Raw genomic sequence first — 22581 nt, forward strand, 5'->3', positions numbered from 1 at the left:
CCGTGCCGGACATCGCCTTCGCCACCTCCGGGAGCACCGGCCCACCGGTGACCTGGCTGCGCACCGAGGACCAGTTGCACGCCGAGGCGACCCTCGTGCACGAGGCGGTGCTGGGCTCCGCCCGGTTCGGCCGCATCGTGTCCTACGCGCCCCCCGGCCACCTCTACGGCCGGCTGTACGGGCGTGAACTGCCCCGGCTCACGGACACACCCGTGACCGGCCTGTGGGACGAGCCGCTCACCGTGCCGCCGCTCGACGACGGCGTCCCCACCCTGCTGGTCTGCCTGCCCTCCACCTGGCAGCTGCTCGCCCGGCACGTCCCGGCGCTGGCGCGGCACGGCCGGGTGACGGCCCTGCACAGCACCGGCCCGGCCACCCCGGCCGCCCACCACGTCGCCGGACGCCTCGCGGACACCGGCTTCCGGGCGCATGAACTCCTCGGCTCCACCGAGACCGGGGCCGTCGCCCACCGCCCCCTCGCCGGCGAGCGGACGGCCGGCCTCCCCTGGCGCCTGCTGCCCGACGTGGAGATGCTGCCTGGCTCCGTCGCCGACGGGGACGCGGCGGCCCGGCGCCTGCGGGTCGGCAGTCCGCGGCTGGCCCGCCGGGCCGGCACCGAAGCACCCCCGGCCGACTGCGAGTTGCCCGACCTCGTCGCACCGGCGGGCCCGCGCGCCTTCCACCACCTGGGGCGGGCGTCCCGGCTGGTCAAGGTGAACGGCGTGCGCTGCGACCTGGCGCGCGTGGAGGACCTGGCCCGCGCCCGCTGCCCCGGCCTGGACCTCGTCTGCGCACCCGTCAGCGACCCCGTACGGGGAGAGCACTACGAGGTGTTCTACGCCGCGCCCGAACCGGTCGACCCCGCGGCCGTGCGCCGGAGCCTCGGCCGGCTCCCCTCGGGTCTGCCCGCACCGCGTGCCGTGCACCGCGTTCCCCGCATCCCGCGCAGCTCCACCGGCAAGGTCCGCACCGCCGAGCTCACCGCCGTACGCCCCGCCCAGGAGGCCGAGCATGTCTGACGCCCCCGCCCCGCAGGACGCCATCACCAGCTACGCGCGACAGGCGCGCTGGACCACCGAACCCCCGGCGCCGCAGCCCGGCGCACCGATCTCGCTGCCGTTGCCGGAGCGGGTGACGGCCCGCGCCCGGGGCACGCTGACCGCCGAGGAGTGGCGCACCGAGGAGGCCGCCTGGTCGGACCTGGCGGACGCCCGCTACCGGGCGTGCGTCCACCGCGCCCCGCTCGGCGCGGACGCCGCACCGGTGCGCGTGGGGGTGAAGGACACCGTGGACGTGGCCGGCTTCCCCACCCGGCTGGGGCTGCGCGGCCACCGCCACCACGCCCGCGTCTCGAACCCGGCGATCGCCGCCCTGCCGTCCGCGCTCGCGGCCGTGACCGCCAAGGTCGTCACCACCGAACTCAACATCGGGGTGGGGTCGGAGTGCGTGAACCCCTACGTCCCGCAGATCGACCCCGGCGGCTCCAGCACCGGCACGGCCGTGTCGGTGGCCGGGAACATCTGCGACATCGGCCTCGGCACGGACGTGCTGGGCTCGGTGCGCTGGCCGGCCGGGCAGTGCGGCACGGTGGGACTGCGGATGACGCAGCGCACCTCACTCCTGGAGGGCGTCTTCCCGCTCTCCCCGCCCATGGACGCCCTCGGCTGGGCCACCCGCAGCGCGGCGGACCTGGCGTACCTGTGGCCGCTGCTCGGGCTCGACCGGCTCGGCGCCCAGCACCCGGCCGCCGAAGGGCCGTACCGCATCGGCGTCGTCGCCAACATCGACGGGCCGGAGGGGACCTGCGGCCCCGTCATGCGCCAGGCGCTGGAGACGGCCTGCGGGCGGCTGGAGGCGAGCGGCCAGCGGCTCGACGCGGTCCGGCTCGACGACCTGTGGGCGCTGCGCGGGCCCGCCTGGGAGCTCTGCGCACGGCAGGCCTGGGACGCCTACCAGGTGTGGCGGCCCTGGGTACCCGCCGACCTGCACGAGACCACCCGCGGCGCGCTGGAGGTGGGGGCGAAGGTCCAGGACGACCGCTACGCCTGGATCCTGGAGCGGCTGGCGCACACCCGCGCCACGGTCGAGGGCGACTTCGACGCCGCGGGCGTGGACGCCTGGCTGCTGCCCCTGGACCCGGCCGCGCCCCCGGACCTCGCCACCGCCGACGCCCGGGTGTCGACCATCCCCGCCCCGGGGGACCCCGACTACGACCTGCGCGTGGCCTACACCCCGCTCGCCAGCTTCGCCGGGCTGCCCGCGCTCACCATGCCGGTCGCCCGGGACGAGCGCGGCGCGCCCCTGTGCGTCCAGCTGATCGCCCGCCGCGACCACGAACCACTGCTGATCAGGCTGGCCGGACTGCTGGAGGAGGCGGTCGGCCCCCTCGGCTTCCGGCCCAGCTGAACCGGAGGCCCGCGAGAGGCCCGCACACCCGCCCACACTCGGACGACGGAAGGCCCGCATGCCCCTCCCCCGCCCATCCGACGACCGCCGCTCATCCGACACCCTGGTGCGTGAGCTGCTGGACCGCAGCGCCACCCCGCTGGAGGCGACGGCCTCCGAGCAGGACCGCATGGCGGCGGCCCACCGCACACTGGCCGGCCTCGACGGCTCCCGGCGCGTCTACGGAGTCACCCACGGCTTCGGCCCGCTGGTGGACCATGCCGCCGACCCCGACCCGGCCCGCCAGGGCACCGGACTCATCTCCCACCTGGCCACCGGGCAGGGCGACCCGCTGCCGCCGGACGTCACCCGCACCATGGTCTGGCTGCGGCTGCGCGGCATGGCGCTCGGGCACTCCGCCGTCGCGCCTCGGACCTGGCAGCGTCTGGCGGATCTGGTGAACGCGGGTTTCGTCCCGGTGGTGCCGAGCGAGGGCAGCCTGAGCGCGAGCGGCGACCTGGTGCCGCTGGCGCACGCGGCTCTGGCGTTCGCGGCGGACGGTGCCGGTGACGCGGGCGGTGGTGCTCAGGCATGGTGCCGGGACGCCGAGGGCCGGTGGCGGCGCGAGGACGCGTCCGCCGTGCGGGCCGCCCTGCGGCTGCCGCCCGTCGCATGGGAGGCCCGGTCCGCGCTCGCCTTCGTCAACGGCAGCAGCGCCTGCCTGGCCCGCGCCCTGCACACCCACCGGGAACTCGGCGCGCTCACCCGGGCCGCCGCTGCGGTCACCGGCCGTACGGCGGCGCTGCTCGGCGCCTCGGGCGAACCCTACGAGGACGCCCTCCAGCGGGTGCGCAACCAGCCCGGGCAGCGCACGGCCGCCGCGTGGATCCGGGCCGAACGCGCCGCCTCGGGCGCCGGGACCGGCATCGCGCCCGGCCCGGACCGCCCGCTCCAGGAACGCTATTCGCTGCGGTGCGCTCCTCAGGTCCTCGGCGCCGTACAGGACCAACTGGGCCTCCAGGGCTCGGTCCTGGCCGACGAGGCCGAGGGGTGCAGCGACAACCCCGTGCTCGTCGACGGCACCGTGCTGCACGGCGGCAACTTCCACGCCGCGCCCGTGGCGTTCGCCTGCGAGACGCACGCCTCGTGCGCGCACCAGGTGGCCTATCTGCTGGAGCGGCAGCTCGCCCTGGTGCTGGACCCGGCCGTCAACGGCGGGCTGCCCCCGCTGCTGACGCCACGGCCCGGGGCCGGCAGCGGCTTCGCCGGGGTGCAGATCGCGGCGAGTTCCCATCTGGGCCGGCTGCGTCAGCTGGGTCATCCGGCGTCCTTCACCGCCGTGCCGACCAATCTGCACAACCAGGACCAGGTGCCGCTCGCCCTCAACAGCGCCAACGCCGTCGCCGAGATGACCGAACGGGCCTGGTGGATCCTCGGCTCGCTGCTCCTCGCGGTCAACCAGCTCGCCCACCTGACCGGGCACCCGGACCGGGCGGAGGGGCGGCTGTGGCGGGAGCTGCGGGAGGAATTCCCGCCCGTGGACCAGGACCGGCCGCTCGCGCAGGAGGTCACCCGGGCGGCCGTGCTGGCCCGGAGCCGCTTCCTGGCGCTCGCCGCCACCGACCCCGACGCGGGCATCACGGACACCCGCCCGACCGTCGCCGTGTAAGGGCGGTGAGCACCTGGCTCCCCTGCCCAAAAACCCACACCACACGCTACTTCGGTCCGGCCCCCGAGCCGGACGACGTCCCGCCCGATGGAGGAAGACCATGACCGCCACGCGCCTGCTGCTGCCGGCCCGGGCCCTTCAGCAGCCCGAGTGGGCCTCGCTCGACGAACTCAAGGACGTCCTGCTCTCCTTGGAGGCGAAACCTCCCCTGGTGGACCACACCGCCTGCGCCGACCTCACCACCGAACTCGGGCGGGCCGCCCGGGGCGAGGCCTTCGTGCTCCAGGCCGGGGAGTGCGCCGAGCGGTTCGCCGACGCCAACCCCGAGACCGTCCTCGCCAAGGCCGACCAACTGCACCTGCTGGCGGACGAGTTCACCGACGCCGGCGGACTGCCCACCGTCCGGATGGGGCGCATCGCCGGGCAGTACGCCAAACCGCGCTCGAACCCGACCGAGACCCTCTCCGACGGCACCGTGCTGCCCGTCTACCGCGGGGACGCGGTCAACGCCCCCGAGCCCACCCCGGCGGCCCGCGCCGCGCTGCCGTCCCGGCTGCTGCTGGCGTACCGGAACGCCGGCAACACCCTGAGCACCCTGCTCGAACGGGACCTGGGCCTGGCCGGACGGACGGCGGCGCCCCAGCGCACGTACGCGGGACACGAGGCGCTGCTCCTGGAGTACGAGCAGGCCCTGGTGCGCCCCGACGCGGACGGGGGCCGCTACGGCTCCTCCGGCCACTTCCTGTGGATCGGCGACCGGACGCGTCAACCGGACCACCAGCACGTGCAGTTCGCCGCGTCGGTCAGCAACCCGGTCGGTGTCAAGATCGGCCCCAAGGCCTCTCCCGAGGAGGTCCGCACGCTGGTGCGGATGCTGGGCGACCGGGGCCGTCCCGGCCGGCTCTCCCTGATCGTGCGCATGGGCCGGGAGCAGATCGTGCCGCGGCTGACCGCCCTGCTGAGGGCACTCGGTGACGAGGCCGCCGGTGTGGCCTGGATCTGCGATCCGATGCACGGCAACACCCGGACCAACGGCGCCGGTCAGAAGAGCCGTGCGGTCGACGACGTCATGACGGAGATCGAGGGCTTCGTGTCCGCCTTGCACGCACACGGCCTGCGGCCGGCCGGACTGATGCTGGAGACGGCCCATCGCCCCGTCACCGAGTGCGTGGACACGGCGGCGGAACTGGCCTCGCCCACGCCGCTGCCCCACTACGAGTCGGCCTGCGACCCGCGGCTGAGCCCGCGCCAGGCCCGCCGGGTGGTGGCCCGCACGGCGGCACTGCTGTGAGGCGCCGCGGTACCCGAGAACCTCCGAGGGAACCCCTCGGAGAAACCCCCTGGAAAGAACCACCAGAGAAGAGGACACAGCACATGGAGTTCCGCCGGCTCGGCCAGAGCGGCCTCGTGATCAGCGAGATCGCCTACGGCAACTGGATCACCCACGGTGCCCAGATCGACGAGGAAGCGGCGCACGCCTGCGTGCGGGCCGCGCTCGACGCGGGCATCACCACGTTCGACACGGCCGACGTGTATTCCGAGACCCGAGCCGAGACCGTGCTCGGCAAGGCGCTCGCCGGTCAGCGGCGGGAGGGCCTCGTGCTCTCCACCAAGGTCTGCCACCCGGTGGGCCCCGGCCCCAACGACCGCGGACTGTCCCGCAAGCACGTCATCGAGGGCTGCGAGGGATCGCTGCGCCGCCTCGGCACGGACTACGTCGACGTCTACTACGCGCACCGCTACGACCCGGCCGTTCCGCTGGAGGAGACCATGCTCGCCTTCGCGGACCTGGTCCGCTCGGGCAAGGTCCTCTACGTCGGGGTGAGCGAGTGGACCGCCGAGCAGATCAGCCGCGCGGCCGGCCTCGCCCGGGAGCTGCGCGTCCCGCTGGTCGCCAGCCAGCCGCAGTACTCGATGCTGTGGCGGGTCATCGAGTCGCAGGTCGTGCCCGCCTGCGAGCGGGAGGGTCTGGGGCAGGTCGTCTGGTCACCCCTGGCCCAGGGCATCCTCAGCGGCAAGTACCTGCCGGGTACCGCGGCGCCCTCGGGCTCCCGGGCCGGCACCGAGGCCGGCAAGGGCTTCGTCGACATGCTGGTCGGCCACTGGATGAAGGACGAGGGAGCCCTGCGGGCCGTCCAGGAGCTGGGCCCGGTCGCCTCGGACCTCGGCCTGACGATGAGCCAGCTCGCGATCGCGTGGGTCCTGCAGAACCCGTCGGTCTCCGCGGCCATCATCGGCGCGAGCCGTCCCGAGCAGGTCAAGGAGAACGCCGCCGCCTCCGGTGTCCGCCTGGAGCAGGCGGTACTGGACCGCATCGACGAGATCCTCTCGGCGTACATCGTGCGCGACCCCGCGAGGACGGGCTGAACCCCGCGCCGCCGACGGGGAAACGAGCAGCGAGCCGGGACAACGAGGAGAGGAGCGGGACGGCTTGAACGACACGGATCACCCAGGCGGAACAGGAGGCACCGGCGACACGGACACCGGCGACGTGAGCGGCACGAGCGACCGGAACGGCGTACGGGAGTCCGGCGCGCCGGGGCCGGCCGGTCAGGCGGTGATCGTGACCGGCGGCAGCCGCGGGCTGGGGCGGGAGACCACGCTCCGGCTCGCCGCGCAGGGCTGCGACCTCGCCGTGTGCGGCCGTGACGCCGCCTCGCTGGAGGCGGTGGCCGAGGAGGTGCGCACCCGGTACGGGCGCACCCTCCACACCGCGCGGGTGGACGTGCTGGACGAGTCCGCCCTGGCGGCGTTCGTCCGGGAGTCGGCCGCCCGGCTCGGCCATGTGGACGGCCTGGTGACGGTCGCGGGCGGCGCGCGCGGCGCGGACCTGCGCGACACGGAAGCGTCCGACTGGGACCTGACGTGCCGGCTCAACGTCACCCATCCGGCGATCGCGCTGCGCGAGGCCGCCGACCACCTGGCCGGGACAGGGGGCAGCGCCGTGCTCGTCTCCTCCGTCTCCGGCTGGAAGCCCGCCCCGCCCGCGCAGTACGCGGCGGCCAAGGCCGCACAGATCCACATGGCCTCCTCCCTGGCCCGCGAGCTGGGGCCACGAGGTGTCCGGGTGAACTGTGTGTCGCCCGGTTCCATGCTGATCGAGGGCAAGGGCTGGGCCAGGCTCCGGGACGAGGACCCGCGGGCCTACCGGGAGTTCGAGAAGGAGTTCCCCGGCGGCCGCCTGGTCGATCCGCGGGACGTCGCCGAGGTGATCGCCTTCCTGCTCTCGGACCGGGCGCGGGCCGTCAACGGCGCGAACATCCCAGTGGACGGCGGCCAGAACGCGCCCAGCGCATACGGATACTGAGCCGGACCGAGCCGGTACCGAGCCGGTCCGGCTCAGCCCTGCCCCGTGTGGTCGAGGCCCTCGTGTCCCACATGGGACACACCCCGCACCTTCAGCTCGTCCTGCACGTCGTCGAGCAGCTCGCGCAGCAACTCGGCGAGTGCCTCGCGCCGCTCCGGGCCCAGGCGTTCCAGCAGCTGGGCCTCGCGGGCGAGCACCCGGTCGACCGTGCGCTCCACCAACGCGTGTCCGGCCGGGGTCAGTTCGACCAGTACCGCGCGGCTGCGGCCGGGGGCGGGGCGGCGCGTGACCAGGTTGTCGCGCTCGGCGCGCGCGACCCGCTGGGAGATGGCACCCGCGGTCACCAGGGAGTGCCCTGCGAGGTCCCGGGTGCTCAGCGTGTAGGGGGGCCCGCTGCGGCGCAGCACACTGAGCAGGTCCAGGGTGGCCGGGTCGACCCCCGCCTCGGCGAGCACCCGCCGGCGGTCGTCGCCGAAGTGCTTGGCGAGCTGCCAGATTCTCGTGACCACGCCGATGGAGCCCACCGGGGTCTGGGGCCGCTCGCGGCTCCAGGCAGCCGCGATGGCGTCCGCCGGGTCCTCTCCCGCCGGCCGGCGATCGCTGTCCTCTGATGCCGTCATGAGCTCACCCTTCACACCGACCTGTTACATTTAGATCTGAATTTAGCACTAAACACTCGCGCTTCAGCGCACGTTCGACAACCGAGTGGTGATATGCGCACACAGACACGGAAACCGACTCCGAAGGCAGCAGCCAAGGCCGAGACCGGGGCCGCGACCGGTCCTCCCCGGGCCTCCGGGCGGGACTGGGCGGGACTCGTCGTGGTCCTGCTCGCGATGTTCATGAGCCAGATCGACATGTTCATCGTGAACGTCGCGGCTCCGGGCATCCAGGCGGACCTGAACGCCGGGTTCGGCCAACTCCAGTTCGTGATCGACGGTTACGTGATCGCCTACGCAGCGGGCATGGTAACCGGCGGCCGGCTCGGCGACCGGGTCGGCCGCAAGCGCACCTTCCAGTACGGCGTCGCCACCTTCACCCTGACGTCCCTGCTGTGCGCGCTCGCGCCCAGCCCGGCCACGTTGATCGCGGCCCGGGTGCTCCAGGGCCTGTCGGCCGCGGTGATGACACCGCAGGTGCTCTCGCTCATCCGGGCCCTGTTCGTGCACGAGCGCGACCGCGCCCGGGCCGTCGGCGCCTACGGTGCCTCCATCGGCGCGGGCGTCATCGCCGGCCTCGTCGGCGGCGGTCTGCTGCTCGACCTCGACGTGGCCGGCCTGGGCTGGCGCATGATCTTCCTGATCAACGTGCCGATCGGCGCGGCGATCCTGTGCGCGGCCGTGCCCGCCGTCACCGAGAGCCGCAGCGCCGACCTGCCGCGCCTCGACATCGCCGGCGCCGTCTTCACGGCCGTGCTGCTGCCCCTCGTGCTCATCCCGCTGATCCTCGGCGGTGAGCACGGCTGGCCCTGGTGGACATACGTCTGCTTCGCCCTCGGCGCGGCCGGGACCCTGGCCTTCCTGCGCTGGGAGCGCCGGACGGAGTCCCGGGGCAACGACCCGCTGCTGCCGAGCCGGCTGCTGCGCGCCAAGGGCTTCCCGCTCAGCATGGGCACGGTGCTGCTGTTCTTCTCCGGCAACGCCGGGCTGTTCCTGGTCCTCACCTACCACCTCCAGTCGGGCCTCCGGCTGACCCCGCTGGCCGCGAGCATGGTCTTCGTGCCGCTCGGCCTCGGCTTCATCGCCGCCTCCGCGGCCTGCCGCAGGCTCGCCGCCCGGTTCGGCATCGGGGTGTCGGTGGCGGGCGGCCTGGTCATGGCGGCCGGTCTGGCCGCCGTTCCCGCCGTCACCGGCCTGGAGAGCACGAGCCAGGCGCTCGGGCTCGCCGCGGTCATGGGGGTCTCCGGATTCGGGCAGGGCCTGGTCGTCGCGCCCCTGGTGGACACCGTCCTGACCCGGGTCCACCCGGACGACGCGGGCGCCGGGTCGGGTGTGCTGAACACCGTCACCCAGGCGGGCATGGCCTTCGGGGTAGCCGTCATCGGGGCCCTGTACCGCAGCTTCCTGGGCACCAATCCCCAGGCACCGGGACCGGACACCGGCATGGCCGACTTCGCGGACGCCTTCGACCTCACCGCGTACGTCCTCGCTGCACTCGCCGTCGGCACGGCACTGCTGGCCGTCCGGCTGGGCCGCGTCCCCGCGAGCGTGGCAGCGGGGGGTGCGGGTGCCGAGGGCGGCCGACGCCCCACCGACGTGGAGGAACCCGCCGTCACCGACACCGGCCGATAGCCACCCTCCGCGCCGGCCGGCCCGGCACCCGCCGCTGCTCCCCCGCACCGACCCGGGCGAGGGAGCGGAGCGCGCACGGACGGGCGACGGCCCCGACCGTGCGCTGGGGTCCGGCGTCCCGCGCCACCGATACGGACGCCCGCCGGGCCGGCTCCCGGGCGCCGTACGAGAGGCTGACCGCACGTCAGGCGTCGCCGTACGCCTCCCCGCCCGGTTCGAAGCCGGCCGTTCCCGCGGTCGCGTCGGCGAGCCACGCCCGGAAGGCCTCCACATCGGCGTCCGGGAGGGCGATCTCGATGGTGACCGCCTCCCCGTAGCGGACGTCCCGCACCTCGCGCCCGGTGGTCCGCAGGTCGTTCTCCAGCTTGCCGGCGCGCTGGTGGTCGACCGTGACCGTGGCCAGCCGGAACCGGCGGCGGGTGCGCGTGCCGAGGCTGTCCAGGGCCTCGCCGACCGCTCCGCCGTACGCCCGGATCAGTCCGCCCGCGCCGAGCTTGACCCCGCCGAAGTAGCGCGTGACGACGGCGACGACGTACCGCATGTCGCGGCGCAGCAGCATCTGCAGCATGGGGACACCGGCGGTGCCGCCGGGTTCGCCGTCGTCGCTCGCCTTCTGGACGGAGGCGTCGGCGCCGATGACATAGGCCCAGCAGTTGTGGGAGGCGTCGGCGTGCTCCTTGCGGACCGCGGCGATGAAGTCCTGCGCCTCCCGCTCGGTGACCGCCGGGGCGAGGGCGCACAGGAAGCGGGAGCGGTTGACCTCGGTCTCGTGCACGCCGGCGCGGGCGACCGTGCGGTATTCGTCCTGCATCCGGCCACCCTATGCGCGGGCCCCGCGCTACTTCTTCTTGCCCCGGGGCACGGTCACGGAGGTGAGCAGCGCGGTGCCCGGGGCGAGGGCTCGCCAGGTGGTGCCGTGCCAGGACAGGACAGCGACGGCCGAGGTCGGGAACTTGGTGCGGACCCGCTCCAGTGTGTCGTCGAGGCCGTCACCGGCGAGTGCCAGGACGAGTTCCTCCAGGCCCGGGTTGTGCCCGATCAGCAGCAGTGTCTCCACCTCGGCGGACACCTCGTGCACGACGGCCAGCAGACCGGCGGGGCTCGCGGCGTACAGGCGCCGGTCGAACCGGACCGGCGGGGGCGTGCCCCACTCGGCGGCGGCCAGTTCCCAGGTCTGGCGGGCGCGTACGGCGGTGGAGCACAGCGCGAGGTCGGGCAGGCAGTCGGCCGCTGCCAGGGCCCGCCCGACGGCGGGGGCGTCGCGGCGGCCGCGCGGCGCGAGCGGGCGCTCGTGGTCGGCGACGTCGAGGGGCCAGGCGGACTTGGCGTGCCGCAGCACGACCAGGCGGCGCAGCGGGCCCGCCCCGGCGCGCTCCGTCATGACGGGGCTCCCAGATCGCGGGTGAGTTCGAGGCCGAGGAGCCGGTCGGCGTAGGCGTACGTCTCGAACCGGGCGCCGTCCGGCAGGTCCGGCTCCTTCTCCACGCCCCGCAGCACGTCCAGCACCCGGGGCACGTCCAGATCGTCGTCCCAGGCGTCGCGCAGCCGCCCGCGCACGTCGTCGGGCACGGGCCGGGAGGGCCGCCGGGCCCAACGGGCAACCGCGCCGCGCCACCGGGCCAGGGTGGCCTCGGCCGCACCGAGGACGTCCGCCTCCAGCCGGACGGCGGCGCTGTGGTGCCGCGTGAACAGGGCGAGCCGCAGAACAGCGGGATCGACACCGCCCAGCGGACCGGCTCGCTCCGGCCGACGGCCCGGCGGGTCAGGCGCCACCGAGTCACCGACCGGCAGACCCGGCTCACCCGACTCGCCGCCCGACGGGCCCGAGTCGGCCGACCGGCCACCCGGTGGGATCGACTCCGCCGCCCCACCGACCAACGGCCCCGGCTCACCCGACCGGCCACCGGCCGGGGCCGACTCCGCAGACCCACCGACCGACGGGCCCGGCTCGGCCGCCCCCGTCGTCTCCACGGGCGCGACAGCGATCCGCACCCCGTCAGGCATCGCCCCGCCCTCGGCGGTGACATGGACGACCTGGGCCTCGCCGAGTCCGGCGCTGACGTCGGGGCTGTCCTCGAAGGGGCGGATGCCGAGGGCCGTGGCGGCCGCGCGCAGCTCGGCCTGGCGGCGCCCGCCGGTCAGCAGGGCCCACACCGGTGTGCCGCCGAGTTCCAGCGCCCGCACGAGCAGGTCCGCCACGAGCAGCACCCGCAGGTTCGTCAGGTCGGAGCCGGGCGCGTGCACTTCGACTCGGGTCAGGCCCCGGCGGGCCGGAGCGGCTTCGACCGGTTCGCCGGTCCGGGCGTCGATGATGCGCAGCACGAGGCGAGCCTAGGCCGGGTGGGCGGGCACACGCAGGCAGGTGCGGCTTTTTCCGGCCACCGTGGCGGGAACACCCCACCAATGGCGTGCCGGGCGGACCACGTCACCGGGGCGGGACGCGCCCCACGAACGGCGCGCGGGTCGGTGAGACCACCGTGCCCGAAGCCACCCGCCGACGACACGCCCGTCGGGCCGGGACACACCCCACCGCAAACCACCCGGGCCAGGCGACGCACCCATCGGGCCGGACCACCATGGCGTGAATCGCCCGCCCACCCCGCCTGCCGTGGGGCCGCTCAGCCCAGCGTCCCCAGGAACCGCACATGCGGCCGCTGCCGGGGGCCGTCGCGGCTGACGGCGGCCCGGACCCCGTACACCTCGGCGATGAGTTCCCGCGTCAGGACATCGCCCGGGGCGCCGCCCGCCACGACCCGCCCCGCGCTCAGGACGACGACCTCGTCGCAGTACATCGCCGCGAGGTTGAGGTCGTGCAGGGCGACGACGGTGGTGACCGGCAGGCCGGTGACCAGGGCGAGCAGATCGAGCTGGTGGTGGATGTCGAGGTGGTTGGTGGGCTCGTCCAGGAGGAGTTCGCGGGGTTCCTGGGCGAGCGCGCGGGCGATCTGCACCCGCTGGCGTTCGCCGCCCGAGAGGGTGTGCCAGGGCTGGTCGGCGCGGTCGGCGAGGCCGGTGCGGTCCAGGGCTTCGCGCACGGCCCGTTCGTCGTCCACCGAGCCCGGCGTCCAGGCGCGGCGGTGCGGTACGCGGCCCAGCCGTACGACGTCCACCACCGTCAACTCGACCTGTGTGTCGGCCTGCTGCTCGACCACCGCGAGCCGCCGGGCGACGGTACGGCGGGGCAGGTCGCCCAGCGGCGTGCCGTCGAGGGTGACGACTCCGGCGGTCGGTGTGAGCAACCCGGCCAGCAGCCGCAGCAGCGTGGACTTGCCGGAGCCGTTGGGGCCGAGGACGCCGACCGTGGAGCCGGGCTCGGGCGCGAGGACGACGCCGTCGAGGATGAGGCGCCCGTCGGCACGGCGACCGACCCGGTCGGCCCGCAGCCCGGCGCCCGGCGCCGCTGCTCCCGCCGCCCCGCTCACCGCACCCTCCGCGTCCGGTACAGCACCACCACGAACGCCGGCACCCCGATCAGCGACGTCACGACTCCCACCGGCACCTCCTGGGGATCCAGCACCGTACGGGCGAGGGTGTCCACCCACACCAGGAACACCGCCCCGGCGAGGGCCGTGACCGGCAGCAGCCGGACGTGCCCGGGACCGGCCAGGGCCCGCGCGGCGTGCGGCAGGACCAGCCCGACGAAGCCGATCGCCCCGGCCGAGCTGACCAGCGCGGCCGTGAGCAGGGCCGTGACGCACAGCAGCACCAGACGGGTGCGGGCCACGGACACCCCGAGCGCCGCCGCCGCGTCCTGCCCGAAGGCGAAGGCGTCGAGGGTGCGGGCGTACGACAGGCACACCACCAGCGTCACGGCCAGGACCGCCAGGCACAGCCACACGTCGGTCCAGCCCGCGCCGCCGAGCGAGCCGAGGAGCCAGAACAGCACGCCCCGGGTCGTCTCGGCATCGGCGGCGGTCATCACGACGAAGGAGGTGAGCGCGGAGAAGAGCTGCATGGCGGCGACGCCCGCGAGGACGACCCGGTCGGTGGTGCCGCCGAGGGTGTGGCTGAGCAGCAGCACCAGCGCGAAGGACACCAGGGCGCCGAGGAACGCGCCCGCGGACACCGACACGGCACCGCCGCCCACGCCCAGGACGACCACCACGACCGCGCCGGTGGAGGCGCCGGAGGACACCCCGAGCACGAACGGGTCGGCGAGCGGGTTGCGCAGCAGCGACTGCATCACCGCCCCGCAGACGGCCAGTCCGGCCCCGCACACGGCCGCGAGCAGGGTGCGCGGCAGCCGCAGCTGCCAGACGATCCCGTCGCGGATCGGCGTCAGTTCCGAGCTGCCGAGACCGAGATGGGCCGCGACGGCCGACCAGACGTCCGCGACCCGGATGTCGGCCGGGCCGACGGTGATCGCCAGGGCCAGGGAGACCACCAGCAGCAAGGCGCCTGCGACACCGAGCGCGGGCCCGCGGACGGTCACTTCACGAGCCCGAACGCGCGCAGTCGGGCGGCGACCTGTTCCACGCCCTCGATCGTGCGGATGGTCGGGTTCATGGCCTGCCCGCTGAGCAGCACGTACCGCTTGTGCCGGACCGCGTCCATGTTCCTGGTGACCGGGTTGGACTCCAGGAAGGCGATCTTCTTCGCGGCCGACTCGGCGGTCTGCGACTTACGGGTCAGGTCGCCGATGACGAGGACGTCTGGGTCGCGTTCGGCGACCGTCTCCCAGTTGACCTGCGGCCACTCCTCGTGCGTGTCGTCGAAGACGTTCTTCGCGCCGAGGGCCCGGGTGATGATGCCGGGCGCTCCGCAACAGCCCGCCAGGTAGGGCGACTCGGAGTTGGCGAACCAGTACAGGAGGGTGACGTCGGAGGCGTGGATGCCCCGCGTGGCCTTCGCCATGCGCCGCTGGAGGGAGGCCACGAGCCTGTCGCCCCGTTCCTTCACCCCGAACACGGTCGCCAGGTCGCGCACTTCGCCGTAGACGGTGTCGATGCCCAGCGGCTTGGCGCGCGCGCCGTCCCCGTCGCCGGAGTTGTTCTTGCCGGCGCAGTCCGACGGGGAGACGTACGTCGGGACGCCGAGCTTCTCGAACTGCTCGCGGGTGGCTACGCCGCCCTTGCCGAGGGTGGAGACGAAGGACGCCGCGACGAAGTCCGGGCCGGTGTCCAGGACCCGTTCGAAGGAGGGGTTGTCGTCGGCGATGCGCGGCACCTTCGCGTTGGCCTTCGCCAGCCCCTTCATCACGGGGTCGGTCCAGGTGGCGGTGCCCGCGAGACGGTCGGCGAGGCCGAGGGAGAGCAGGATCTCGGTGGTGCCCTGGTTCAGGGAGACGGCGTGCTTCGGCGGGGCGTCGACGCGCACCTCGTGGCCGCAGTTGTCGAGCGTGACGGCGGCCTTGGTGGTGGTGGGCTTCGCGTCGCCGCAGCCGGTCACGAGCAGGGAGCCGGCCGCGAGCAGGACGGCGGCACGGGCGGGTCGGGCGAGGGGCACGCAAACCAGTCCTCAGTCGTCGAGGGCTCGATCGCGGAGCCCGGTCGTACGGTGCTTCCCCGCCGCCTACGGCCGCGGGGGCCGCCAGCAGGTCTTCGGACTCGGGTTCGTCCGGTGCGGAGCGCCTTCCCGGACGTCACACGTACCGTCCAGTGGCCGAGGCCCCGCCCGTCCCCCTCACCGCTGCGCGTCAGTTCCGGATTCGCACCGGATTCCCTGACCCACGTACATGGGTTCGACTGGCCTCGGCAAGCTATCACGGCGCGCGCGGGGGAATCACCGCCCGCCCCGCACGGTTGCACCCAGGGGAGCCCCCAGCAGTTCTTCCGCGACGTACGAGGAGGCCGCCGGTGTACGGCGACGAGGCAACGGTCCGCAGGATCCTCACCGAGCTCGGCGACACCTGGGCCGTGGTGGGCCTGTCGTCGAACCGGCAGCGCGCGGCGTACGGGGTGGCCGCCGTGCTCCAGCGCTTCGGCAAGCGCGTCGTGCCCGTGCATCCCAAGGCGGAGCCGGTGCACGGCGAGCAGGGGTACGCGAGCCTGGCGGACATCCCCTTCGACGTGGACGTCGTGGACGTGTTCGTGAACAGCGATCTCGCCGGAGCCGTCGCGGACGAGGCGGTCGCCAAGGGCGCGCGGGCCGTGTGGTTCCAGCTCGGCGTCATCGACGAGGCGGCCTGGGACCGGACCCGCGCCGCGGGCCTGGAGATGGTGATGGACCGCTGCCCGGCGATCGAGATCCCACGGCTTCCTCATCGCCGCGTACAGAATTCCTGAAGCGCTTTCCAGGAAATGCCCGCGCCCGGTCAAGGCCGCACAACTCGTCTTCTGCCGCCGGATGACGGATTCCTAATCTGAGGCCTCTTGCTCGCAGGACTCGCCGAGTTCTTCTACGAGAGGCCCCTTGATTCATGGTGAGCGTCGACCAGGCAGCAGCGGGGGTAAAGGGGGGTCCGGGCGGACTGCGCCGGGACGTCGGACTGATCGGGCTCATGTGGGCGTCGGTCGGTTCCATCATCGGCTCCGGGTGGCTGTACGGAGCCGAGAAGGCGGTCGTGGCGGCCGGGCCCGCAGCGATTTTGTCGTGGCTGATCGGCGCGGTCGCGATCGTGCTGCTGGCCCTGGTGCACGCGGAACTCGGCGGTATGTTCCCGGTCGCGGGCGGCACGGCGCGCTATCCGCACTACGCGTTCGGCGGACTGGCCGGCATGTCCTTCGGCTGGTTCTCCTGGCTCCAGGCGGCGACCGTGGCACCGATCGAGGTCGAGGCCATGATCGGCTATGCCGGGCACTGGCACTGGGCGCAGGGCTTCCAGCACGCCAAGGACGGGACGCTGACGACCAGCGGGTTCGTCGTCGCCGTACTCCTCATGGCCGTGTTCGTCGTGATCAACTTCCTCGGGGTGCGGCTCCTGGCGCACACCAACAGCGCCGCCACCTGGTGGAAGGTGGCCGTGCCGCTGGCCGCGATCTTCATCATCGCGGCCGGGAACTTCCACCCGGGCAACTTCACCGAGCACGGCTTCGCCCCGTTCGGTGCCCACGGCGTGCTGAGCGCCGTCAGTTCCAGCGGCATCATCTTCGCCCTGCTGGGCTTCGAGCAGGCGATCCAGCTGGCGGGCGAGAGCCGCGACCCGGCCCGTGACCTGCCCCGCGCGACGCTCGGCTCGGTCGCCATCGGAGCCGGGATCTACGTCCTGCTCCAGGTCGTCTTCATCGCGGCCCTGCCACTGGCCTCCTTCGCGCACGGCTGGACCAAGCTCGACTACCCCGGTATCAGCGGCCCCTGGGCGGGGCTGGCCACCCTGCTGGGGCTCGGCTGGCTGAGCGTGGTGCTGTACCTGGACGCGGTCGTCTCCCCCGGCGGCACCGGCCTGATCTACACCACCGCCACCTCCCGCGTCTCCTACGGCCTGGCCCGCAACGGCTACGCGCCGAAGATCTTCACCCGCACCGACGCCCGCGGGGTGCCGTGGTTCGGGCTGATCGTCTCCTTCGTGACCGGCGTGGTCTGCTTCCTGCCGTTTCCGAGCTGGCAGCAGCTGGTCGGCTTCATCACCTCGGCGAGCGTGCTGATGTACGCGGGCGCCCCGCTGGCGTACGGCGTCTTCGCCGGCCGGCTGCCGCACCGCGCACGGCCCTACCGGCTGCCCGCCGGGAACGTCGTCTCCCCGCTGTCGTTCGTCGTGGCCAACCTCATCATCTACTGGTCGACCTGGGACACCCTGTGGCGGCTCGGGGTGGCCATCGTCCTCGGCTACGTCCTGCTCGGCGGATACGCCTGGTACGCCACCCGCAAGCAACTGCCCGACGCGCCCCGGCTCGACTGGAGGGCCGCCCAGTGGCTGCCCGTCTATCTGCTGGGCATGGGCGTCATCTCCTGGCAGGGCGGCTTCGGCGGCCAGGGACACATCGGGCTGTGGTGGGACATCGTGGTCATCACGGTGTTCTCCCTGGCGATCTACTACTGGGCCCGGGCGTCGGCGTCCCGGCCGGAGGAGATCGAGCGGAGCATCGGGGAGGTGGCCGTCCACTGACACCGTGCCCGCGCGGGCACGGCCTCCATAATGAGCGCATGACCCAAGCCTCCGCGCCTCCCGACTCCGGCGCCCCGCAACGCTTCCCAGTCGTTGTCGTGGGCGCCGGTCCCGCCGGGCTGACCGTCGGCAACATCCTGCGGGCCGCGGCCGTGGACTGCCTGGTGCTGGAGACCGGGACCCGGGAGTTCATAGAACAGCGGCCCCGGGCCGGAGTCATCGAGGAGTGGGCCGTACGGGGCCTGGAGAAGCGGGGCCTCGCCCGGAACCTGATGGACCGCGCCGAGTTGCACTCCGCGTGCGAGTTCCGCTTCGACGGCGCGCGGTACCGGTTTCCCTACGCGGAGCTGACCGGCAGTCACCACTACGTCTACCCGCAGCCGTTGCTGGTGACGGACCTGGTGCGCGAGTACGCCGACGTGCGCGGCGGGCGGATCCGCTTCGGGGTCCGGGACGTGCGGGTGCACGACATCGACTCCGACCGGCCCTCGGTGTCGTACACCTGCCCGGAGACGGGTGAACACCGCGTGGTGCACTGCGACTTCGTGGCCGGCTGCGACGGGGCGCGCGGGGTGACCCGGGCCGCCCTGCCGCCGGAGCGGGTGCGCGTCGCGCGGCACGACTACGGCATCGGCTGGCTGGCCCTGCTCGCCGAGGCGCCGCCGTCCGCCGACTGCGTGTTGTTCGGCTGCCACGCCAAGGGGTTCGCCGGGCAGATGCCCCGCAGCCCGGAGGTGACCCGCTACTACCTCCAGTGCCCGCCGGGCGACGACCCGCAGAACTGGCCGCACGAGCGTGTCTGGGCGGAACTCCAGGAGCGGCTCGGGGCGTCCGGTGTGCCGCCGCTGACCGAGGGGCGGCTGATCGAGAAGCGCGTGCTGGACATGCACGACTACGTGGTCGAGCCGATGGTCTGCGGCCGGCTCTTCCTCGCCGGTGACGCGGCCCACCTGGTCGCCCCCATCGCCGCCAAGGGCATGAACCTCGCCCTGCACGACGCCTTCCTGCTCGGCGACGCCCTGGTGGCCCAGCTGACCGGCGGGGACGACAGCGGCCTCGGCGGCTACGCCCAGGCGTGCCTGCGGCGGGTGTGGGACTACCAGGAGTTCTCGCAGTGGCTGTCCGAGGTCTACCACGGCACGGCGGCCGGTGACCCGTTCCGCGCGGGCACCACGCTGGCCCGCCTGCGCCGCCTGTTCTCCTCGCCGGCGGCCGCCGCGGCGTTCGCCGAGCAGTACCTCGGGACGGCCGCGCGGTACTGATCCATGACGCGCACCGGCCGCTGACCCACCACGCGGCGGCACAGGACCTGCCCTCAGGCGACGCCGAGCCCCTCCAGCACCACGGCGCCCGGCAGTTCCGCGAAGGCCTTGCCCGGCACCAGCAGCTTGCCGCGCCGCCGGCCGCTGCCGACCAGTACGTACGGCAGATCGACGACGGCCGCGTCCACCAGCACGGGCCAGCCGCCCGGCAGTCCGAGCGGGGTGATGCCGCCGTACTCCATGCCGGTCTCCCCGGTCGCCGTGTCCATGGCGGCGAACGAGGCCTTGCGGGCGCCGAGTTGGCGGCGTACGACGCCGTTGACGTCGACCCGGGTGGTGGACGGCACGACGCTCGCGGCGAGGGTGGTCTCGCCGCCTCGCTTGCCCGCGACCACCACGCAGTTCGCGGACCGCTCCAGCAGGTCACGGCCGTAGTGCTCCACGAAAGTCGCGGTGTCGGCCCACTGCGGCTCGGTGTCGACGTAGAGGATCTGGCCGGCCGGGACGCTGCCGTGCCAGTGGCGTACGGCGTCGGCGACCGGGCCGGTGAGCTCGTCGAGGCAGGCGGGGGCCGGACGGGCGTCGTCGAAGTGTCCGATGGGTGCGCGCATGGCCGCACGTTAACAACACCGGGCCGCCCTCGGGACCGTCTCAGGTCACGGGCGGCACCGAGACGGCCATCACCATCTCCATCGGCACCTCGCCGGTGTTGCCGTACGTGTGCGGGAGGTTGGCCTCGAAGGACACGCTCGCGCCGGCGGGGACGCGGTGCTCCACGCCGTCGACGGTGAGCGTCAGCTCCCCGGCCGTGACGTGGAGCAGCTCCATGGTGCCGGCGGGGTGCGGGTCGGACGCGCTGCTCTCGCCGGGCATGAGCCGCCAGTCCCACATCTCCAGCGGGCCGGGCGCCTCGGTGCCCGCGAGCAGCCGGTTGTAGCTGCCGGCCTCGGTGCGCCACAGCCGTACCGCCTGTTCGGCGGGGACGACGCGGACCTTGGGGCCCTGCTCGTAGTCGAGGAGGGTGGTGATGCTGACGCCGAGCGCGTCGCCGATCTTGACGACGGTACCGAGGCTGGGGTTGGTGCGGGCCTGCTCGATCTGGATGAGCATGCCGCGGCTGACGCCCGCCCGGGCGGCCAGCACGTCCAGCGTGAAGCCGCGTACCGCGCGCCAGTGCTTGACGCTGCGCGCCAGCGACTGGGTCAGCAGGTCGAGGTCCGACACATTCCGTCCAATATTCTGTATGACGTAGTGCAGTGTGTTGCACTACGGTGTGGTTGACCCGATCGTTCACCGAACTGTACTGCGAGGCATCCGTCCCATGACAGCGCTCTTCGCCCTGGCCACCAGCGTCCTGTGGGGAGTGGCCGACTTCGGCGGCGGACTGCTGACGCGGCGCACGCCCGCGCTGACGGTGGTCGTGGTCTCGCAGTCGATCGCGGTGGTCGTGCTGGGCGCGGTCGTCGTGGCGACGGGCGGCTGGAGTGAGGCCGGGCCGCAGCTGTGGTTCGCCGTGGCCGCCGGTCTGGCCGGGCCGGTGGCGATGCTCGCCTTCTACAAGGCGCTCGCGCTGGGCCCGATGGGTGTGGTCTCGCCGCTGGGCTCGATCGGGGTGGCCGTGCCGGTCGGCGTGGGCCTGGTGCTGGGCGAGCGTCCCGGCATGCTCCAGTTCTTCGGCATCCTGGTCGCCGTCGCCGGTGTCTGTCTGGCCGGCGGCCCGCAGTTGCGCGGCGCGCCCGTCCAGCGGCAGGCCATCGCCCTGACCCTGCTCGCGGCCTTCGGCTTCGGGGCGGTGATGGCCCTGATCGCCGAGGCGTCGACCACGCTCACGGGGCTGTTCCTCGCCCTGTTCGTGCAGCGGGTGACGAATGTCGCCGCCGGCGGGCCGGCGCTGTATGTGTCGGTGCGGCGCGGGGCGTCCGCCCTTCCGGCGGACGGCTTCCCATGGGGTTCCCTGCCGGCCCTCGCCTTCGTCGGTCTCGCGGACGTCGCGGCGAACGGCACGTACGCGATCGCCGCGCAGCACGGCCCGGTCACCGTCGCCGCCGTGCTCGCCTCGCTCTACCCGGTGGTGACCGCCGTGGCCGCGCGCGCTGTGCTCCACGAACGGCTGCGGGCGGTACAGGCCGCGGGCTCGGGGCTGGCCCTGGTGGGGACGGTTCTGCTGGCCTCGGGCTGAGTCGGCCGCGACGGTTCAGGGCTGGGGCGGTTCAGGATTCCGGCTCCAGCTCGGCGAGTCCCGCCGACGCCTCCTCGTCCAGCCCGGCGAGCCGGGCCGCCGTGTCCTCGTCCAGGCCCGACAGGGCGCGCAACTGCTCGGGCGTGACCCCCTCCGGTATCGGCACCGGCGGCGGGGTGCGCAGCGGCGGCTGCCAGCCGTCGGCCGGTGTCCAGCGCCGTACGACGCGGGCCGGCGCGCCCGCCACCACGGCGTGGTCGGGCACCGCGCCCCGGACGACCGCGCCCGCGGCCACGACCACGTTCCGCCCGATCCGGGCACCCGGCAGGATGACCGCGCCGGTGCCGATCCAGCAGCCGGGCCCGATCTCCACCGGCTCCATCCGCGGCCACTGCTTGCCGATCGGCTGGTGCGGATCGTCGTAGGAGTGGTTCGTGGACGTGACGTAGACGTACGGGCCGAAGTAGCAGTCGCTGCCGATGGTGACCGTCGTGTCCGCGATGACGTGGCTGCCGCGGCCCAGGACGACACCGTCGCCGATGCGCAGGATCGGGTCCGGGCCGAGGTCGAGGTCGGGCATCAGGCCCGCGGTGAGGGTGACCTGCTCGCCGATGATGCAGTGAGCGCCCATGTGGATCCAGGGTTCGCCGAAGACCGTGCCGAGCGGGAAGGCGAGTCTGGTACCTGTTCCCATCGCGCCGAACCGGTAGCGCCCGGGGTGTTCGGCGGTGACGGAGCCCGTGCGCTGCACCCAGGCCCAGCCCGCGTGGACGGCGCGCTGCGCGAGGCCGCGCCGCCAGGATGAGAACGTGTTCTTGCGCTTCGGCACAACGTCACGGTACTCAGCGGTAGCTCACCCTGCGGCGTCGGAGGCCTGTGATCTTCACCCCACCGGGTGTCGTACGGTTTGCGCGTTGTCTACGACGTTTCTGGAGGCGGGCATGGGACAGCGGGCGATGATCACGGGGATCGGCGGCAGGGAGCCGCAGCTCCATCCGGAGGCGTTCGTGGCGCCGACGGCTTCGGTGATCGGGGGCGTGACGCTGGGTGCGGGGGCGAGTGTCTGGTACGGGGCGGTGCTGCGAGGTGACGTCGAGCGCATCACCGTCGGGGCGAGCAGCAACGTCCAGGACAACTGCACGCTCCACGCCGACCCGGGGTTTCCCGTGACGGTGGGTGAGCGGGTCAGCATCGGTCACAACGCCGTGGTGCACGGGGCGACCGTCGAGGACGACTGTCTGATCGGAATGGGGGCGACGGTGCTGAACGGGGCGGTGATCGGGGCCGGGTCGCTGGTGGCCGCGCAGGCGCTGGTGCCGCAGGGGATGGTCGTGCCGCCCGGGTCGCTGGTGGCGGGAGTGCCTGCGAAGGTCCGGCGGGAGCTGTCGGAGGAGGAGCGGCAGGGGGTCACCCTCAACGGCACGATGTACGCCGAGTTGGCGAAGGCGCATCGTGAGGTGCATGCGTAGGTGGTGTGGCGGGCGCGGGTGCGTTGAGGCTGGTC

The 22581-nt window shown here is 73.8% G+C and carries 22 protein-coding genes and 1 riboswitch; of the genes, 12 read left to right on the forward strand and 10 right to left on the reverse strand.

Features of this window, described 5'->3' with window-relative positions:
- The first annotated feature begins 2 nt into the window (after positions 1–2).
- From ACFZDA_RS19865 to ACFZDA_RS19890, 6 genes are all read left to right on the forward strand, one after another.
- Positions 3–1019 carry an acyl-CoA synthetase gene (locus ACFZDA_RS19865; protein ID WP_391082856.1) on the forward strand — a complete coding sequence of 339 codons (1017 nt, stop codon included), beginning with the start codon at positions 3–5 and terminating at the stop codon, positions 1017–1019.
- Positions 1012–2406: an amidase family protein gene (locus tag ACFZDA_RS19870; RefSeq protein ID WP_391082859.1), complete on the forward strand. Its 1395-nt coding sequence runs from the start codon at positions 1012–1014 to the stop codon at positions 2404–2406. The genes ACFZDA_RS19865 and ACFZDA_RS19870 overlap by 8 nt, the downstream gene beginning before the upstream one ends.
- 58 nt (positions 2407–2464) lie before the next feature.
- Positions 2465–4054 (forward strand): aromatic amino acid lyase, encoded by a 1590-nt coding sequence (locus ACFZDA_RS19875; protein ID WP_391082862.1) that lies wholly within the window; start codon positions 2465–2467, stop codon positions 4052–4054.
- A gap of 100 nt (positions 4055–4154) precedes the next feature.
- Positions 4155–5345: a 3-deoxy-7-phosphoheptulonate synthase gene (locus ACFZDA_RS19880; protein ID WP_391082864.1), complete on the forward strand. Its 1191-nt coding sequence runs from the start codon at positions 4155–4157 to the stop codon at positions 5343–5345.
- Positions 5346–5428: 83 nt separating this feature from the next.
- Entirely contained in the window at positions 5429–6421 is a 993-nt protein-coding gene (locus ACFZDA_RS19885; protein WP_391082867.1) for an aldo/keto reductase, read from the forward strand.
- Positions 6422–6485: 64 nt separating this feature from the next.
- The gene (locus ACFZDA_RS19890) at positions 6486–7361 is read left to right on the forward strand and encodes an SDR family oxidoreductase (RefSeq protein ID WP_391082870.1); all 876 of its coding nucleotides are present in this window, start codon (positions 6486–6488) and stop codon (positions 7359–7361) included.
- 32 nt (positions 7362–7393) lie between these two features.
- Here the strand turns inward: ACFZDA_RS19890 and ACFZDA_RS19895 are convergent, their stop codons facing one another.
- Positions 7394–7981, reverse strand: a complete 588-nt coding sequence (locus ACFZDA_RS19895; protein WP_391082873.1) for a MarR family transcriptional regulator — start codon at positions 7979–7981, stop codon at positions 7394–7396.
- A gap of 93 nt (positions 7982–8074) precedes the next feature.
- Here ACFZDA_RS19895 and ACFZDA_RS19900 point away from each other — a divergent pair, with 93 nt between their 5' ends.
- Positions 8075–9652, forward strand: coding sequence for an MFS transporter (locus ACFZDA_RS19900; RefSeq protein ID WP_391082875.1), 1578 nt, complete (start codon positions 8075–8077; stop codon positions 9650–9652).
- A gap of 184 nt (positions 9653–9836) precedes the next feature.
- On the opposite strand, the gene ACFZDA_RS19905 is transcribed toward ACFZDA_RS19900, so the two are convergent.
- The 6 genes from ACFZDA_RS19905 to ACFZDA_RS19930 all read right to left on the reverse strand — a co-directional run bounded on the left by ACFZDA_RS19905 (position 9837) and on the right by ACFZDA_RS19930 (position 15097).
- Entirely contained in the window at positions 9837–10463 is a 627-nt protein-coding gene (locus ACFZDA_RS19905) for a YigZ family protein (RefSeq protein ID WP_391082878.1), read from the reverse strand.
- Positions 10464–10490: 27 nt separating this feature from the next.
- On the reverse strand, positions 10491–11033 hold the full coding sequence (locus tag ACFZDA_RS19910) for a histidine phosphatase family protein (protein WP_391082881.1): 543 nt from the start codon (positions 11031–11033) through the stop codon (positions 10491–10493).
- On the reverse strand, positions 11030–11974 hold the full coding sequence (locus ACFZDA_RS19915) for a hypothetical protein (protein ID WP_391082884.1): 945 nt from the start codon (positions 11972–11974) through the stop codon (positions 11030–11032). The genes ACFZDA_RS19910 and ACFZDA_RS19915 overlap by 4 nt, the downstream gene beginning before the upstream one ends.
- A gap of 296 nt (positions 11975–12270) precedes the next feature.
- Positions 12271–13074, reverse strand: coding sequence for an ATP-binding cassette domain-containing protein (locus ACFZDA_RS19920; RefSeq protein ID WP_391082887.1), 804 nt, complete (start codon positions 13072–13074; stop codon positions 12271–12273).
- The gene (locus ACFZDA_RS19925) at positions 13071–14084 is read right to left on the reverse strand and encodes an iron chelate uptake ABC transporter family permease subunit (protein WP_391082890.1); all 1014 of its coding nucleotides are present in this window, start codon (positions 14082–14084) and stop codon (positions 13071–13073) included. Before ACFZDA_RS19925 ends, ACFZDA_RS19920 begins: the two co-directional genes overlap by 4 nt.
- On the reverse strand, positions 14081–15097 hold the full coding sequence (locus tag ACFZDA_RS19930) for an ABC transporter substrate-binding protein (protein ID WP_391082894.1): 1017 nt from the start codon (positions 15095–15097) through the stop codon (positions 14081–14083). Before ACFZDA_RS19930 ends, ACFZDA_RS19925 begins: the two co-directional genes overlap by 4 nt.
- Before the next feature lie 68 nt (positions 15098–15165).
- Positions 15166–15356, reverse strand: a riboswitch (cobalamin riboswitch).
- Positions 15357–15447: 91 nt separating this feature from the next.
- Between ACFZDA_RS19930 and ACFZDA_RS19935 the strand changes: the two genes are divergently transcribed.
- From ACFZDA_RS19935 to ACFZDA_RS19945, 3 genes are all read left to right on the forward strand, one after another.
- Positions 15448–15876, forward strand: coding sequence for a CoA-binding protein (locus tag ACFZDA_RS19935; RefSeq protein WP_391082896.1), 429 nt, complete (start codon positions 15448–15450; stop codon positions 15874–15876).
- A 134-nt stretch (positions 15877–16010) separates the two neighbouring features.
- On the forward strand, positions 16011–17636 hold the full coding sequence (locus ACFZDA_RS19940) for an amino acid permease (protein WP_391082899.1): 1626 nt from the start codon (positions 16011–16013) through the stop codon (positions 17634–17636).
- Positions 17637–17674: 38 nt separating this feature from the next.
- The gene (locus ACFZDA_RS19945) at positions 17675–18898 is read left to right on the forward strand and encodes a 4-hydroxybenzoate 3-monooxygenase (RefSeq protein ID WP_391082902.1); all 1224 of its coding nucleotides are present in this window, start codon (positions 17675–17677) and stop codon (positions 18896–18898) included.
- Positions 18899–18951: 53 nt separating this feature from the next.
- Here the strand turns inward: ACFZDA_RS19945 and ACFZDA_RS19950 are convergent, their stop codons facing one another.
- A complete protein-coding gene (locus tag ACFZDA_RS19950; RefSeq protein ID WP_391082905.1) occupies positions 18952–19509 on the reverse strand; it encodes a YbaK/EbsC family protein in 558 nt (185 codons plus the stop codon).
- A 40-nt stretch (positions 19510–19549) separates the two neighbouring features.
- A complete protein-coding gene (locus tag ACFZDA_RS19955) occupies positions 19550–20122 on the reverse strand; it encodes a cupin domain-containing protein (protein WP_391082908.1) in 573 nt (190 codons plus the stop codon).
- A gap of 97 nt (positions 20123–20219) precedes the next feature.
- Between ACFZDA_RS19955 and ACFZDA_RS19960 the strand changes: the two genes are divergently transcribed.
- On the forward strand, positions 20220–21077 hold the full coding sequence (locus tag ACFZDA_RS19960) for an EamA family transporter (RefSeq protein WP_391082911.1): 858 nt from the start codon (positions 20220–20222) through the stop codon (positions 21075–21077).
- 31 nt (positions 21078–21108) lie between these two features.
- Here the strand turns inward: ACFZDA_RS19960 and ACFZDA_RS19965 are convergent, their stop codons facing one another.
- A complete protein-coding gene (locus ACFZDA_RS19965; protein WP_391082914.1) occupies positions 21109–21906 on the reverse strand; it encodes a DapH/DapD/GlmU-related protein in 798 nt (265 codons plus the stop codon).
- Between the two features lie 112 nt (positions 21907–22018).
- On the opposite strand from ACFZDA_RS19965, the gene ACFZDA_RS19970 reads away from it, so the two are divergent.
- Entirely contained in the window at positions 22019–22546 is a 528-nt protein-coding gene (locus tag ACFZDA_RS19970; protein ID WP_391083262.1) for a DapH/DapD/GlmU-related protein, read from the forward strand.
- Positions 22547–22581 lie beyond the last annotated feature (35 nt).

The sequence above is a fragment of the Streptomyces sp. NPDC007991 genome (assembly GCF_042958445.1).
Lineage (GTDB): Bacteria > Actinomycetota > Actinomycetes > Streptomycetales > Streptomycetaceae > Streptomyces.

Coding starts and splice junctions, on each gene's coding strand:
- ACFZDA_RS19870 (WP_391082859.1), top strand. CDS start 1,012: ATGTCTGACGCCCCCGCCCCGCAGGACGCCATCACCAGCTACGCGCGA.
- ACFZDA_RS19875 (WP_391082862.1), top strand. CDS start 2,465: ATGCCCCTCCCCCGCCCATCCGACGACCGCCGCTCATCCGACACCCTG.
- ACFZDA_RS19880 (WP_391082864.1), top strand. CDS start 4,155: ATGACCGCCACGCGCCTGCTGCTGCCGGCCCGGGCCCTTCAGCAGCCC.
- ACFZDA_RS19885 (WP_391082867.1), top strand. CDS start 5,429: ATGGAGTTCCGCCGGCTCGGCCAGAGCGGCCTCGTGATCAGCGAGATC.
- ACFZDA_RS19895 (WP_391082873.1), bottom strand. CDS start 7,981: ATGACGGCATCAGAGGACAGCGATCGCCGGCCGGCGGGAGAGGACCCG.
- ACFZDA_RS19900 (WP_391082875.1), top strand. CDS start 8,075: ATGCGCACACAGACACGGAAACCGACTCCGAAGGCAGCAGCCAAGGCC.
- ACFZDA_RS19905 (WP_391082878.1), bottom strand. CDS start 10,463: ATGCAGGACGAATACCGCACGGTCGCCCGCGCCGGCGTGCACGAGACC.
- ACFZDA_RS19910 (WP_391082881.1), bottom strand. CDS start 11,033: ATGACGGAGCGCGCCGGGGCGGGCCCGCTGCGCCGCCTGGTCGTGCTG.
- ACFZDA_RS19940 (WP_391082899.1), top strand. CDS start 16,011: ATGGTGAGCGTCGACCAGGCAGCAGCGGGGGTAAAGGGGGGTCCGGGC.
- ACFZDA_RS19945 (WP_391082902.1), top strand. CDS start 17,675: ATGACCCAAGCCTCCGCGCCTCCCGACTCCGGCGCCCCGCAACGCTTC.
- ACFZDA_RS19950 (WP_391082905.1), bottom strand. CDS start 19,509: ATGCGCGCACCCATCGGACACTTCGACGACGCCCGTCCGGCCCCCGCC.
- ACFZDA_RS19960 (WP_391082911.1), top strand. CDS start 20,220: ATGACAGCGCTCTTCGCCCTGGCCACCAGCGTCCTGTGGGGAGTGGCC.
- ACFZDA_RS19970 (WP_391083262.1), top strand. CDS start 22,019: ATGGGACAGCGGGCGATGATCACGGGGATCGGCGGCAGGGAGCCGCAG.